This is a genomic window from Lysobacter tyrosinilyticus (assembly GCF_054779815.1).
This window is the reverse complement of the sequence record NZ_BAAGXN010000002.1, coordinates 117,365-131,473: the sequence shown is the minus strand read 5'-3', so window position 1 is coordinate 131,473 and position 14,109 is coordinate 117,365. Positions and strand designations below refer to the sequence as shown.

Annotated in this window: 11 protein-coding genes; 5 read left to right on the top strand and 6 right to left on the bottom strand. The window is 65.4% G+C overall.

Translation table 11 applies throughout. The annotated features are described in order from the left end of the window. Positions 1–24 precede the first annotated feature (24 nt). The gene (gene fusA, locus ACYVGK_RS06895; RefSeq protein ID WP_460732578.1) at positions 25–2,064 is read right to left on the bottom strand and encodes an elongation factor G; all 2,040 of its coding nucleotides are present in this window, start codon (positions 2,062–2,064) and stop codon (positions 25–27) included. A 374-nt stretch (positions 2,065–2,438) separates the two neighbouring features. Here fusA and ACYVGK_RS06890 point away from each other — a divergent pair, with 374 nt between their 5' ends. Beyond that, positions 2,439–3,221 (top strand): DUF1294 domain-containing protein, encoded by a 783-nt coding sequence (locus ACYVGK_RS06890; protein WP_460732576.1) that lies wholly within the window; start codon positions 2,439–2,441, stop codon positions 3,219–3,221. A gap of 27 nt (positions 3,222–3,248) precedes the next feature. Continuing rightward, positions 3,249–4,130, top strand: a complete 882-nt coding sequence (locus tag ACYVGK_RS06885; RefSeq protein ID WP_460732574.1) for an RluA family pseudouridine synthase — start codon at positions 3,249–3,251, stop codon at positions 4,128–4,130. 113 nt (positions 4,131–4,243) lie between these two features. Here the strand turns inward: ACYVGK_RS06885 and katG are convergent, their stop codons facing one another. The 5 genes from katG to ACYVGK_RS06860 form a co-directional block, all read right to left on the bottom strand. Continuing rightward, on the bottom strand, positions 4,244–6,430 hold the full coding sequence (gene katG, locus ACYVGK_RS06880) for a catalase/peroxidase HPI (protein WP_460732572.1): 2,187 nt from the start codon (positions 6,428–6,430) through the stop codon (positions 4,244–4,246). Between the two features lie 500 nt (positions 6,431–6,930). Continuing rightward, positions 6,931–7,410, bottom strand: coding sequence for a VOC family protein (locus tag ACYVGK_RS06875; RefSeq protein WP_460732570.1), 480 nt, complete (start codon positions 7,408–7,410; stop codon positions 6,931–6,933). 120 nt (positions 7,411–7,530) lie between these two features. Continuing rightward, on the bottom strand, positions 7,531–7,944 hold the full coding sequence (gene arr / locus ACYVGK_RS06870; RefSeq protein WP_460732569.1) for an NAD(+)--rifampin ADP-ribosyltransferase: 414 nt from the start codon (positions 7,942–7,944) through the stop codon (positions 7,531–7,533). 486 nt (positions 7,945–8,430) lie between these two features. Further along, the gene (locus ACYVGK_RS06865) at positions 8,431–8,685 is read right to left on the bottom strand and encodes a hypothetical protein (RefSeq protein ID WP_460732567.1); all 255 of its coding nucleotides are present in this window, start codon (positions 8,683–8,685) and stop codon (positions 8,431–8,433) included. A gap of 258 nt (positions 8,686–8,943) precedes the next feature. Continuing rightward, positions 8,944–9,198, bottom strand: coding sequence for a hypothetical protein (locus ACYVGK_RS06860; RefSeq protein WP_460732565.1), 255 nt, complete (start codon positions 9,196–9,198; stop codon positions 8,944–8,946). A 264-nt stretch (positions 9,199–9,462) separates the two neighbouring features. On the opposite strand from ACYVGK_RS06860, the gene ACYVGK_RS06855 reads away from it, so the two are divergent. The 3 genes from ACYVGK_RS06855 to ACYVGK_RS06845 all read left to right on the top strand — a co-directional run bounded on the left by ACYVGK_RS06855 (position 9,463) and on the right by ACYVGK_RS06845 (position 14,073). Then, entirely contained in the window at positions 9,463–11,949 is a 2,487-nt protein-coding gene (locus tag ACYVGK_RS06855) for a DEAD/DEAH box helicase (protein ID WP_460732563.1), read from the top strand. 447 nt (positions 11,950–12,396) lie between these two features. After that, a complete protein-coding gene (locus ACYVGK_RS06850) occupies positions 12,397–13,170 on the top strand; it encodes a ribonuclease H-like domain-containing protein (RefSeq protein WP_460732561.1) in 774 nt (257 codons plus the stop codon). A gap of 60 nt (positions 13,171–13,230) precedes the next feature. After that, positions 13,231–14,073 (top strand): NYN domain-containing protein, encoded by an 843-nt coding sequence (locus ACYVGK_RS06845; RefSeq protein ID WP_460732559.1) that lies wholly within the window; start codon positions 13,231–13,233, stop codon positions 14,071–14,073. Positions 14,074–14,109 lie beyond the last annotated feature (36 nt).

Genomic DNA, 14,109 nt, shown 5'->3' with positions numbered 1-14,109 from the left:
ACTATTCCGCTCATTACGTGAGATTCATTGCACGCGCGCTTCCTCATAACCATGGAAGACCACGCTGGCCTGCGCCCGCCCCTGCGTAAGCGACCGCAGGGTAGTGGTGTAACCCTCAAGCGCAGCCAGCGGCGCATGAGCAAGGATGTCAGCACGAACGCCTTTGTCCTCAATCGCCGCCACGCGGCCGTTGCGGCGTTGCACGTCGCCGACGACATCGCCCAGGTGCGTCGCGGGCGTGTCGATGGTTACGGCCATCACCGGTTCCAGCAGCGTGGTGCCGGCTTGCGCCAGCGCCGTTTTGACCGCTTCCATCGCGGCGCGTTGGAACGCCTGGTCGGATGAATCCACCGCGTGGGTGTCGCCATCCACTAGGGTCACCGCGACGCCGACGACGGGATGGCCGCGCGGGCCTTCCGTCAGCGCCGCGCGCACGCCCTTTTCGGTCGCCGCCACGAACGCCTTCGGCACTACGCCGCCGACGGTGCGGTCTTCGAACGTGACCAGGCCGTCGTCGCGTGGGGCGATGTCCAGCACCACGCGGGCGTACTGGCCCACACCGCCGTTGCGCTTGACGATCTTGCCTTCCACGCCGTGCAGTGCGGTGCGCGGCGTTTCCTGGTAGGCCACGCGCGGTGTGCCGGTGCGCACCTCGACGTTCCACTCGCTGCGCAGGCGCTCGACCATCACGTCCAGATGCAGCTCGCCCATGCCCCACACCAGCGTTTCGCCGGTATCGGGATCGGACTCGACGCGGAACGACGGGTCTTCCTGCGCCAGCGAAGCCAGTCCCTGGCCGAGCCGGATCAGGTCGGCCGCGTTCTGCGCCGACAGCCGCCACGACAGCACCGCGGGTTGCGCGCGGATGCTTTCGAGCACCAGCGGCACGGTCGGCGCGCTCAGCGTTTCACCGCTGACCGCATCCTTCCAACCGAGGATGGCGACGATCTCGCCGGCCACGGCCTGGGTGACGTCGTGCGTGCGGTCGGCCTGCACGATGGCGAGACGACCGACGCGGCGCGCGCGCTCCTGACGTGAGCACCACACCGAATCGCCCACGCGCAACGTGCCCGAGTACACGCGCACATACGTCACCGGTCCGTGCGCCTGATGCGCGATCTTGAACACCAGCGCCGCGAGCGGGCCGTTGGGATCGGCAGCCAGCTGCGTCTCCACACCGTCGCGTTCGGCTTGGGTTGCCGGACGATCCAGGGGCGAAGGCAGGTAGTGCACAACCGCGTCGAGCAAGGTGTCGACGCCCTTGTTCCGGATCGCCGAACCCGCCAGCACCGGCACGCCGGCACCGGCGAGCACGCCGCGACGCAGGGCTGCACGCAGCATCGCGTCGTCGATCGGGCGCTCGTTGATGTAGGCCTCGGCGAGGGTGTCGTCGTGTCCGGCCACGGCTTCGATCAGTTGTTGCCGGGCAGGGCCGTACGTCGCCACGTCGTGCGCAGACCATGGGGTGCGTTGCGTTTCGCCGGCGTCGTTCCAGCGCACTACGGTGCGGTGGACCAGATCGACCCAGCCGTCGAACGCGCCATCGCTGCCCAGCGGAATGCCGAGCGGCCACGGTTGCGCATCGAGCTTGTCGCGCAGCTGCGTCAGCACGCGGGCGAAGTCCGCGCCGGGGCGATCCATCTTGTTGACGAAGGCGATGCGCGGCACGCCGTGCCGTTGCGCCTGGCGCCACACGGTTTCGGATTGCGGTTGCACGCCGTCGACGGCCGAGAAGACCGCGACCGCGCCGTCGAGCACGCGCAGCGAGCGTTCGACTTCGATCGCGAAGTCGATGTGGCCAGGGGTGTCGATGAGCGTGAGTCGATGCAGCGGTTCGCCGTGCGGCGTCCAGTCCAGACGCACGGCGGCCGCGCCGATGGTGATGCCGCGGCGACGTTCGATGTCCGAGAAGTCGGTGGTCGCGGCGCCGTCGTGCACTTCGCCGATGCGGTGGATCGCGCCGGAGGCCCATAGCAGGCGTTCGGTGAGCGTGGTTTTGCCGGCGTCGATGTGGGCGATAACGCCGATGTTGCGCCAGCGGGAAAGGAGAGTGCGGGTGTCCATATGAGTTGAGTTCTTGTTGCCAACATGCGGGGCCGCACACCCCGGTTGGCGGAGGAGCGTGCGGCTAGGGTTCGGTCTCGGTGAGCTGGTGCATGGCACGTTCTCCTTGGGGTTTGATGCGCTGTGGAAGATGGGTTCGGTGTCACTGGTTCGCGTATGCGAAGCGGGGGAGAGCAACTACAAAAGCACCCCTCCCCAGCCCTCCCCTTCGCCTTCGGCGAAAGGGAGGGAGCAGAAAATCACGGGCAATAAAAAAGCACCCGGGCGGGTGCTTGTTCGTTTCGTGGATCGCGCGGAAGGATCAGTGAGATCCGTCGCGTCCAATCACGAAAGGCAGGCGCACCCGACCCGCGCTTGCGCGCTGGTAGTTCAGCATGATCAGTAGCGGATTCCGCGTCATGTCCGTTGGCCGGGTGGTGGAAGAAGGCGCGCATCTTGAGCGTCGTTGTGCTGATGGTCAAGCGGGTTTGTGCGGGGGACAGTTTCCCAGCGGTGGGATGGTTCGTAGGGCCGGGGCATACTTTGACGTCGAGGTTCACCAGGGCACAGCCATGCGACAAGTGGGGCGCGTTTCCGACTGGAACGATGACAAGGGGTTTGGCTTCGTCGTGCCGCACGACGGTGGCAGCCGCGCCTTCGTTCACGTCAAGGCATTCCAGTTCGGCTCACGTCGACCGGTGGACGGCGACCTGATTTCATACGAGCCTTCCAAGGATGCGCGGGGGCGTACCAATGCCACCAATGTGCGCTTTGCGGGGCAGAGAATCGAGAAGCGCGAACCGCACAGGCCGTTGCCGAGATCGGCGCTGGGCGTGATCGTATTTCTTGTGATTCTGGCTGGCGCGTTACTCGGGATCGTCCCGGGCGTGGTCTGCATCGGATACTTGGTGCTCAGCGGCGCGTCCTACCTGATGTACTGGTGGGACAAGACGGCCGCGACAAAGGGCGCGCGGCGCACGCCGGAGAGCACGCTGCATTTCATCGATCTGCTGGGCGGCTGGCCCGGTGCGCTCATCGCGCAGCAGCAGTTCCGGCATAAGACCGTGAAGACTTCGTTCCAGGTGGCGTTCTGGTTCACCGCGATGGTCAACATGGCCGTGGTGATCTGGCTGGTGCGCAATGGTTGGGTGAGTGCTCTGACGGATGCGGTGCTGTGATGCTTCGAAGCGGCGAGCGGCGCAAGCATGAAACCGATGCGTGACGCGCACGGCCTGACGCCCAGTCGTCTGCAACTACCGCCGGGGCCGTGGCGCACGGTGCTCGATTGCCTGTGTGCGCGCTTTCCGGCGATCGCGCGCGAGGTGTGGGTCGATCGCTTCGCGCGTGGAATGGTGCTGGATGCGAGCGGGGCGCCGTTGCCGGTCGATGCGCCGTATCGGTTGGGGGCCGAGATTCGTTATTTCCGTGAGGTCGTGGACGAAGCGGCGATTCCCTTCCAGGAAAACGTGCTGCATGTCGATGCGCATCTGGTGGTGGCGGACAAGCCGCATTTCCTGCCGGTGACGCCCGCGGGTGGCTATGTGCGCGAGACGTTGTTGGCGCGGTTGGTGCAGCGATTGGGGAATCCGGATCTGGTGCCGTTGCATCGCATTGACCGCGATACTGCTGGGCTGGTGTTGTTCTCGGCCAATCCGGCCACGCGTGATGTGTATCAGTCACTGTTTCGTCAGCGTCGCATCCATAAGCGTTACGAGGCGATTGCGCCGGCGTTGCCGGGGTTGGCGTTTCCGTTGGTTCATGCGTCGCGGCTGGAGGCGGGTGAGCCGTTCTTTCGTATGCGCGAGGTTGATGGGGTGGCTAACAGCGAGACGCGCATCGATGTCATCGAGCGCGTGGGCGAGTTGTGGCGTTACGCGCTGGAGCCGGTCACCGGACGCAAGCATCAGTTGCGGGTGCATATGGCGGCGTTGGGGGCGCCGATTCTTGACGATCGGTTGTATCCGCAGTTGGCGCCTGCCGCGGAGGATGACTATGGGCGGCCGTTGAAGTTGTTGGCGCGGTCGTTGGGTTTTGTGGATCCGGTTAGTGGGGTGGAGCGGCGGTTTGAGAGTGGGTTGCGGTTGTAGTCGAAGCAGAGCAAAAGCGCCCCTCATCTGCCCTTCGGGCATCTTCTCCCCGCTGTGGCGGGGAGAAGAGCAAGCGCTGTGGCGGGAGGGAGAGCAATCGCTGTCGCGGGCAATCAGCGCGCCCGACCGCCCAGATCGAACCGGTCGAGGTTCATCACCTTGTTCCATGCCGCCACGAAATCGCGCACGAAGCCGGCTTCGCCGTCGCTGGCGGCGTAGACCTCGCACAAGGCGCGCAGCTGCGCGTTCGAGCCGAACACCAGGTCGGCGATGGTGGCGGTCCACTTCACCGCGTCGGTCTTGCGGTCGCGGCCTTCGAACACACCGTTGCCCTTGTCCGCGCGCTTCCACGCGGTGCGCATGTCGAGCAGGTTGACGAAGAAGTCGTTGCTCAGCGTGCCCGGGCGTTGGGTAAAGACGCCGTGCGACGTGCCGCCGGTGTTCGCACCGAGTGCGCGCAGGCCGCCGACAAGTACTGTCATCTCCGGTGCGCTCAACGTGAGCAGCGCGGCCTTGTCGACCAGGGCAGCGGCGGTGGCGTCTTCGTAGCCGGGGCGGATGTAGTTGCGGAACGCGTCCGCGGCGGGTTCGAGGACTTCGAACGAGTTCGCATCGGTCTGCGCCGCGGACGCATCGGTGCGACCCGGCGCGAACGGCACCGTTACGTCATGACCGCCCTTCTTCGCTGCGGCTTCGACCGCGGCGCAGCCGCCCAGCACGATCAGGTCGGCGAGCGAGATCTTCTTGCCGCCGGATTGCGCGCTGTTGAATTCCTGCTGGATCGCTTCCAGCGCGGTCAGCGCCTTGGCCAGTTCCGCCGGCTCGTTCGCTGCCCAGTCCTTCTGCGGCGCCAGCCGGATGCGGGCGCCGTTGGCGCCGCCGCGCAGGTCGGTGCCGCGGAAGGTCGATGCCGAAGCCCACGCCGTCTTGACCAGTTGCGTGATCGACAGACCCGAAGCGAGCAGCTTCGCCTTCAACGCGGCGATGTCCTTCGCGTCGACCAGCGGATGATCCACGTGCGGCACGGGGTCCTGCCAGATCAGGTCTTCGTTGGGCACGAGCTTGCCGAGGTAGCGCGCCTTCGGTCCCATGTCGCGGTGGGTCAGCTTGAACCAGGCGCGGGCGAAGGCGTCGGCGAACTTGGCCGGATTGGCGAGGTAGTCGCGCGAAATCTTCTCGTACGCCGGATCCATGCGCAGCGCCATGTCCGCGGTGGTCATCATCGGCTGATGCGTCTTGCCGGGGATGTGCGCATCGGGGACGTTGTTGCCGGCGTCGCCCTTGGGTTTCCATTGGTGCGCACCGGCCGGGCTCTTGGTCAGCTCCCACTCGTAACCGAACAGCGTCTCGAAGTAGCTCATGTCCCACTTCGTCGGTGTCGGCGTCCACGCGCCTTCGATGCCACTGGTGATCGTGTGCGCACCGATGCCGCTTTCGAAACTGTTGCGCCAGCCGAAGCCGAGTTCTTCGATGTTCGCGCCTTCCGGTTCAATGCCGACGTGGCTCGCGGGACCGGCGCCGTGCGCCTTGCCGAAAGTGTGACCGCCGGCGGTGAGCGCAACGGTCTCTTCATCGTTCATCGCCATGCGCGCGAAGGTTTCGCGGATGTCGCGCGCAGACTTCAGCGGATCGGGATTGCCATTCGGGCCTTCCGGATTGACGTAGATCAGGCCCATCTGCACCGCGCCGAACGGATTGGCAAGTTCGCGTTCGCCGCTGTAGCGCTCATCGCCCAGCCAGGTGGATTCGGGACCCCAGTCGATCGGCTGCGGTTCCCAGACGTCCTCGCGGCCACCGCCGAAACCGAAGGTCTTGAAGCCCATCGAGTCCAGCGCGACGTTGCCGGCGAGGATCATCAGGTCGGCCCACGACAGCTTGCGGCCGTACTTCTGCTTGATCGGCCAAAGCAGACGACGCGCCTTGTCGAGGTTGCCGTTGTCCGGCCAGCTGTTGAGTGGCGCGAAGCGCTGTTCGCCGGAACGCGCACCGCCGCGGCCATCGAAGATGCGATAGGTGCCCGCGGCATGCCACGCCATGCGGATGAAGAACGGTCCGTAGTGACCGTAGTCGGCGGGCCACCAGTCCTGCGAATCGGTCATCAGTGCACGCAGGTCCTTGACCACGGCATCGAGGTCGAGGGTTTTGAACTCGGCGGCGTAGTCGAAGTCCTCGACCATCGGATCGGAGAGTTCGGATTGCTGGTTCAACAGGCGCAGGTTGAGCTGGTCCGGCCACCAGTTGTCGTTGCTGCGCGTCCGGCGGGAGCCGTGGAATACGGGGCATTTGCTTTCTACGTTCATGCGAGGCTCCTTGGAACGAACGGTTGGGCGACACGGAGTAGGCGGGCGCGCTTGGTTGAGCGTGTGCTGCACGGTTGCAGGCGAGCACGCCGCGTTTTCAGCGGCTGCGAACAGAACGTACGCGCCGGAGTTGGATAAGTGAAATTGAATGTGAGAAACGTTTTGATAGGGTGGGGCTATCAAATAGAGGCGCGAGGAACGCGCTAGGGGACGCCCGGAAAGTCGCAGGGGCTCTTGCTCAGAGCGCGCATCGCGATGTCACGGCCCCTCACCCTGCGTTGCTGCGCAACGCGGTCCCTCTCCCCGCAAGCGGGGCGAGGGAAGCAATCAAGCGGGGCGAGGGAATGTCTATTCGTCGCCTGCATCGTGTGACCCTTCTCCCTGCGCTAGCGGGGAGAAGGTGGCGCGTAGCGCCGGGCGCCCCGAAGGAAGCACCCTTGGGGTGTGAGGGGCGCTTTTGCTGTTGCCGATCAGAAGTGACGTAAGCGCGTCGGAGCCGATCACCCGCGCCGCGCCGCCTCAATCTTCGCAATATCGATCTTGGTCATCTCCATCATCGCGTTAAACGCGCGCTTGGATGCTGCGGGATCCGGATCGGTCACCGCTTCGATCAGCACGCGTGGCGAGATCTGCCAGGACAGGCCCCATTTGTCCTTGCACCAGCCGCACGCGCTTTCCTGGCCGCCGTTGCTGATGATCGCGTTCCACAAGCGGTCGGTTTCGGCCTGGTCGTCGGTTGCGACCTGGAACGAAAACGCCTCGCTGTGCTTGAACGTGGGGCCGCCGTTCAAACCGATACACGGAATGCCCATGACCGTGAACTCGACCGTCAGCACATCGCCCTGCTTGCCCGAGGGGAAATCGCCCGGTGCTCTGTGCACCGCGCCCACTTTGCTGTCCGGGAATGTTTCTGCGTAGAACTTCGCGGCGTCCAATGCGGTGCCGTCGTACCAAAGGCAGATCGTGTTCTTGGGGATCATCTTGCAGCTCCTGAGTTGGGATGGAATAGCTGACGCGCGCTCACGCGACGCTTGTCGATGGGAGGGCGCGTCAGCCTGTAGTACTTGCCGTTAGCGGCGTGACAATCCGCCGCGCCGGCGTCAGTCCTCGATCGCCTCGACGCCTTGTTGCTTCAGGATCTCGAGGTGTTCCCTCATCGTCCGGAGTGCTTCGGGCGAATGGCCTTCCCACTCCGCGACTTCGCCGATGACCAGCAGTGGCTCGCGGGTGCGATACGACTGCGTGGGATTGCCGGGGAATTTGCGGTCGGTCAGGTTGGGGTCGTCGGCGATCGGGCCCATTGGTTCCACTACGTAGATGCGGCCGCGGCCTTCGCCCTGGGCGAGTTCGGCACCCCAGGTCGCTGCGTCCAGCGTGCCGGTCAGATAGACGTAACGCGCTTCCCTGCGCGAGCCGTAGTTGGAGGGAAAGCCGGGCTTGATCAGGTCGCCCGGTTGCAGGTCGGCGCGGGTGCCGTGGTAGTAGCGCTTCGGATTTGCGTCGGTCGCGCTCATTGCAACGCTCCTTGACGCGAGGTTGCGACGGCGGTGCTTCCGGTCTTCAGATGGTTCGATAACAACAGGTTCATCAGCTTCTCCCAATGCGCGGGTCCAGTGTTTCGGCGGCGATTGGGCACTACGGCACTGGGCTTGCTGCAAGCCCCCGGGCTGATAAGATATTGAAGCGGGAAGACGCCGGAAGGCTCTTCCCGTTTTTTTGTGCCCGCGATCGGGCGGAAGAACAGATGCCGCGCTGGGCGCGGCATCCGGGTATGCGTCGTGAAGCTATCGAGACTCGACGTCAGGCTTTGACGCGAACTTCCGCGGCGCAGGTCACCAGCATCAGCGGTTCTCCACATCAGCTCGGAATCCAGCACAAGGCCTTGAGCCGGATCTCGAAGGTCATGCCGGCCATCGTCGCGTCGATGTTGGGGGTCTCGTAGACCTCGACCTCGACCTCAGCGCTCAGTCACTCGATAGCCAAGCGCACTCGATATCGCTTCAACCATCCCACTCGAGCGGTCCGACCCGACTCCGCACATCCATCTCCCATTCCATCTTGCGGGTCACCAGTTCCTTTAGAGACGGACCGGCAGGGCCGCTGAACGTGGTGAGGTGCCGCGATATCAGGTCGCCGGGTTCACCTGCTTCATCGGGAAAGCGTTCCTCACGAAAGATTCCAATGGCGTCCATGCCCGGAACGTCGGCCGCCTTCGGAATGAGGCGGACGCTGTAACGGACCGTGCAATGTGGCATGACGGCAGATCCTGCGCGGGGGAGAGCCGAGTAGGCCACGGTGTAAGCGGTGCCGTGATCACCCGGACGGGGGAAATTCCTGAACGGGTTTACGTGAGGTGTTAGACGCGCGGGATTTGTCTGTCTTCGCGCCAGGTTGCGACGTTTCCTACGCACTGACTCGCGCTGATGCGCGCGCGTTCATGCGCGTAGCAGCGTTAGGCCGCACTCATGGAAACCGGCAATGAAATGCCAAATGCGCTTCAGCGTTCAAACGCTTCAGCTATCCCACACCAACGGCCCGATCCGAGCTCCCACATCCATTTCCCATTCGCGGGTGCGGGTCACCATTCGCTTGAGCTCGTAACCGGCGGGGCCACTGAAGGTGGTAAGTCGGCGCCAGATGAGATTGCCGGGTTGGCCGTGGGAATCTAGGGCGCGTTCCTCGTAAAAGATGGCGACCGCGTCCATCTCCGGGACATCGGCCACCCTCGGCGTGAGGTGGACGTTGTAGCGGACGGTGCAATGCGGCATGGCTCGCATCCTGAATACGGAGGACGAATCAGTAACGCACGCTGCCAGTGGGGGGCGTGAAGTACCCGGATGGGGGAGGGTGTGTGCGGTGGCATGACCACTGGACGTAGTGCTGGAGCGAAAGGTCAAAGGCGCCCCTCATCCGCCCTTTCGGGCACCTTCTCCCCGCGCGCGGGGAGAAGGGGGTTTCACCGTAGCGACAACGCCGATCTCATCCGCTGAGACACCCGCCCTCTAAAACGCAGGCTTCGTCTGGAGCCTGCGATGTCGTCTGCCCTGAGTCTGTTCGCACCACCCCCGTTTCCCACGCCCAAGGCCGACGGCGGCGCGCTCGCCACGCGGTTGTCCGGCAAATACCTGGACCGGGTCACCGGCCACTTCGTGTTGCCGGGGCGCGCGGGTTCCTACGCGGAGCTGCCCACGGAACTCCCCGCGAAACTCGCCGACGCGCTGCGTGCCCGCGGCGTTACCCAGCTCTATGCGCACCAGCGCGAAGCCTGGGATGCGGTGCAGCGCGGCGGGCATGTGGTGGTCGCCACGCCCACGGCATCGGGCAAGTCGCTTTGCTACACGTTGCCGGTGGTTGCGGGTGCGATGACGCGGCAGGCGAAGGCGCTGTATCTGTTTCCGACCAAGGCCTTGGCGCAGGATCAGGTGGCGGAGCTGCTGGAGCTCAACAAGGCCGGCGAGCTCGGCCTGCGGCCGGCGACGTTCGATGGCGATACGCCGGGCGACCAGCGCCAGGCGATCCGGCTCAACGGCGACATCGTCGTGAGCAATCCGGACATGCTCCACCAGGGCATCCTGCCGCACCACACCAAGTGGGCGCAGTTCTTCGAAGGGCTGCAGTACGTCGTCATCGACGAGATCCACAGCTACCGCGGCGTGTTCGGCTCGCACCTGGCCAACGTGCTGCGGCGGTTGCAGCGGGTGTGCGCGTTCTACGGGGCGTCGCCGCAGTTCATCCTGTGCTCGGCCACGATCGGCAATCCCAAGGATCACGCCGAAGCGCTGCTCGAAGCCGAGGTGCATGCGATCACCGAATCGGGCGCGCCCACTGGCGACAAGCATGTGCTGCTGTGGAATCCGCCGGTGGTGAATCCGGATCTGGGCCTGCGCGCATCGGCGCGCTCGCAGAGCAACCGCATCGCGCGCACGGCGATCAGGGCGGGGCTGAAGACGCTGGTGTTCGCGCAATCGCGCACCATGGTCGAAGTACTGACCAAGTATCTGAAGGACGTCTTCGACAGCGATCCGCGCAAGCCGGCGCGGATCCGCGCGTATCGCGGCGGCTATCTGCCGACCGAGCGGCGCGAAGCCGAACGCGCGATGCGCGCGGGCACCATCGACGGGATCGTCTCGACTTCGGCGCTGGAACTGGGCGTGGACATCGGCGCGCTCGATGTTGTGGTGCTGAACGGTTATCCGGGCTCGGTCGCGGCGACGTGGCAGCGCTTCGGGCGCGCGGGTCGTCGGCAGCAGGCGTCGGTGGGCGTGCTGGTCGCGAGTTCCGATCCGCTCGACCAGTACGTGGTGCGGCATCCGGAGTTCTTTTCGCAGGCCACGCCGGAACAGGCGCGCATCGCGCCGGACCAGCCGGTGATCCTGTTGGATCACATCCGCTGCGCGGCGTTCGAATTGCCGTTCCTCAAGGGTGAGCGCTTCGGGCCGGCGGCTCCTTCAGGGGTCGATCCGGAGGTGTATCTGCAGCTGCTCGCCGAAGACGGCGTGGTACATGCCGAAGGCGAACGCTGGGAATGGATCGCCGACAGCTATCCGGCCAACGCGGTGAGCCTGCGCTCGGTGGCGGATGGCAACTTCGTCGTGGTCGATCGCACCGATGGGCGCCAGGTGATCATCGCCGAGGTCGACTTCTCTTCCGCGCCACTGATGTTGTACGAGGGCGCGATCCACATGGTGCAGTCCACGCCTTACCAGGTGGAGCGGCTGGACTGGGAGGGGCGCAAGGCCTACGTGACGCGCACGCATGTCGACTACTACACCGACGCGATCGACTACACCAAGCTGAAGGTGCTGGAGCGTTTCGACGGTTGCATCGCCGGCGCGGGCACCTGCCATCACGGCGAGGTGCATGTGGTCCGGCGCGTGGCCGGCTACAAGAAGATCCGTTACTACACGCACGAGAATATCGGCTATGGACCGGTGAATCTGCCCGATCAGGAGATGCATACGACGTCGTTGTGGTGGCAGTTGCCGCAGCCGGAGTTGGACCTGCGGTTTGCCTCGCGGCAGGACGCGCTGGATGGCTTTCTTGGCGCGGCGTATGCGCTGCATGTGGTGGCGAAGGTCGCGGTGATGGCGGATGCAACGGATCTGCAGAAGGCGGTCGGCAGCGGCGATGGCGCGTGGTTCGCGACCGCGGATGGGCGTGGGCGCGGGCAGTTGCGCGGCGTCGATGGCAGTGCGGTGGATGCGTCGATGCAGGATCGGTTCGTGCCCACGGTGTACCTCTACGACAACTATCCCGGCGGGGTGGGGCAGAGCGAGCCGTTGTGGCGGCGGCAGCAGGAACTGGTGGTACGGGCGCGCGAGCTGGTGGAGCGGTGCGATTGCAAGAGCGGGTGTCCGGCATGTGTGGGGCCGGTGCTCGCGGTGCATGAGGAAGTGGCGACGTCGCCGAAGGGGTTGGCGTTGAGTGTGTTGGCGGCGCTCGACGCTGTCAGCGCAACCTCCACTTCTTGCCCTTCTCCCCGCGCGAGCGGGGAGAAGGTGGCGCGCAGCGCCGGATGAGGGGCCGCTTTTGACCTTCGTTCTTTCTGGCGCGCCGCCACGTCACGGCCCCTCACCCTGCGTTGCTGCGCAACGCGGTCCCTCTCCCCCGCGCTTCTTGTCCTTCTCCCCGCGTCAGCGGGGAGAAGGTCGGAGCGGGCGACAGCCCGCGGAGGGAAGGGCGGATGAGGGGCGGCCTTTGACTTTCGCTCTTTCGAGTGTCCCGCCACGTCACGTCCCCTCACCCTGCGTTGCTGCGCAACGCTGTCCCTCTCCCCGCAAGCGGGGCGAGGGGTTTCAAAGCAAGCGGGGCGAGGGGTTTCAAAGCAAGCGGGGCGAGGGGTTTCAAAGCAAGCAGGGCGAGGGATATCCATGTTGTTGACCCTTACCAAGCTGCAACAGCTGAAACGACAGGCCGGCGGGATATCAGTTTCATCGCTCTCAACCGGCGCTAGCGCGCCAGCTCCATTGGCGCGCACCTCAATCGAACAACTCCGCCAACTGCTACGCGTACGCGCCCCGCAGCGCCCCCTGTTCGAACGCGCACACGATCGCGAGGTCCCCGGCCGCATCCTCGCCCCCGGCCTGCATCTGGTCGAAGCACATCTCCCCGACGAACCGCTGCCACCAGCCTTCTGCGGCGCCTTCGACCGCCGCGACGCGCTCGATCCCACCAGGCTGCTGTTCTTCGACACCGAAACCACCGGCCTCGCCGGCGGCACCGGCACGCGTGCCTTCATGATCGGCGCGGCCGACTGGCAGGAGGGCGCGCTGCGTATCCGTCAGCTCACCATCACCACGACGGCGGCCGAGACCGCGATGCTCGACGCATTCCGCGACTGGCTGACGCCCGACACCGTGCTCGTCAGCTACAACGGCAAGTGCTACGACGCGCCGCTGCTCGCCACGCGTTATCGGCTCGCGCGCCAGACCAATCCGCTCGCCGGACTCGCCCATGTCGACCTGCTGTATCCCTCACGCCGACGTTGGCGTGGCGTGTACGAGAACTGCCGGCTTGCCACCATCGAACGCCAGGTGCTGCGCGTGGTGCGCGAAGACGATCTGCCCGGCGCCGAAGCCCCCGCCGCGTGGCTGTCCTACCTGCGCGGCGGCAGCGCACACACGCTGCGGCGCGTGCTCGCGCACAACCATCAGGACGTGATCAGCCTGTCGCGTCTGCTGCGGCGCTTGAGTAGCGATGGCCATGAGGCCGATGGTTCGGTCGGCGGCAGGCTGGCGTAGGCTAGGCGGCAGTCTCCTGGCACCACGGTGTCGGGAGCGGCCAATCAACCAGGAAGCCGCATGAAATCCCGAGTCAATTCCGCGCAGGACGATGACCAGTCCCGCCTCGCCGTCCTCATCGACGCCGACAACGCCCAGCCTTCGGTCATCGAGGGACTGCTGGCGGAAGTGGCGAAGTACGGGCTGGCGAGCGTGAAGCGCATCTACGGCGACTTCACCTCCAACCAGCAGGCGCAGTGGAAGAAGGCACTGCTCAAGCATTCGATCAATCCGGTCCAGCAGTTCGCCTACACCAGCGGCAAGAACGCGACCGATAGCTCGCTGATCATCGACGCGATGGACCTGATGTACACGCGGCGTTTCGACGGCTTCTGCCTGGTGTCGAGCGACAGCGACTTCACCCGCCTGGCGCAGCGCCTGCGCGAGGAAGGGCTGACCGTGTACGGCTTCGGCGAGCGCAAGACGCCCGATGCCTTCGTGCAGGCCTGCGACAAGTTCGTCTACACCGAAGTGCTGCGTGCCGAGAAGCCGGCTGCGGCAACCGCACCGGTCAAGAAGGCGGCCAAGACGGCCAAGCCCGCGGGAAAGAAGGGGGCGGGCGAAGCGACCGCCCCGGCAGCGCAGGCACCGGCCGTAACACCGGAATCGAAGCCCAAGGGCCCCGAACCCTTACCACTGGAACTGCTGCGCCAGGCGATCGAGGAAGCCTCGGACGAACAGGGCTGGGCGCACATGGGCAGCATGGGCAGCTACTTGAACAAGATCCGTCCCAACTTCGATCCGCGCCTGTACGGACAGAAGAAGTTGAGCGACCTGCTCAAGCAACATCCGCGCCATTTCGCGGTGGAAGAGCGGGTGTCGCCGGGAGGCACAGGCAAGGCGCTGTACGTGCGCGCGCTGTGAACCGGTAGTGTTGCGAGACAGCGTCGCCCATTCCGT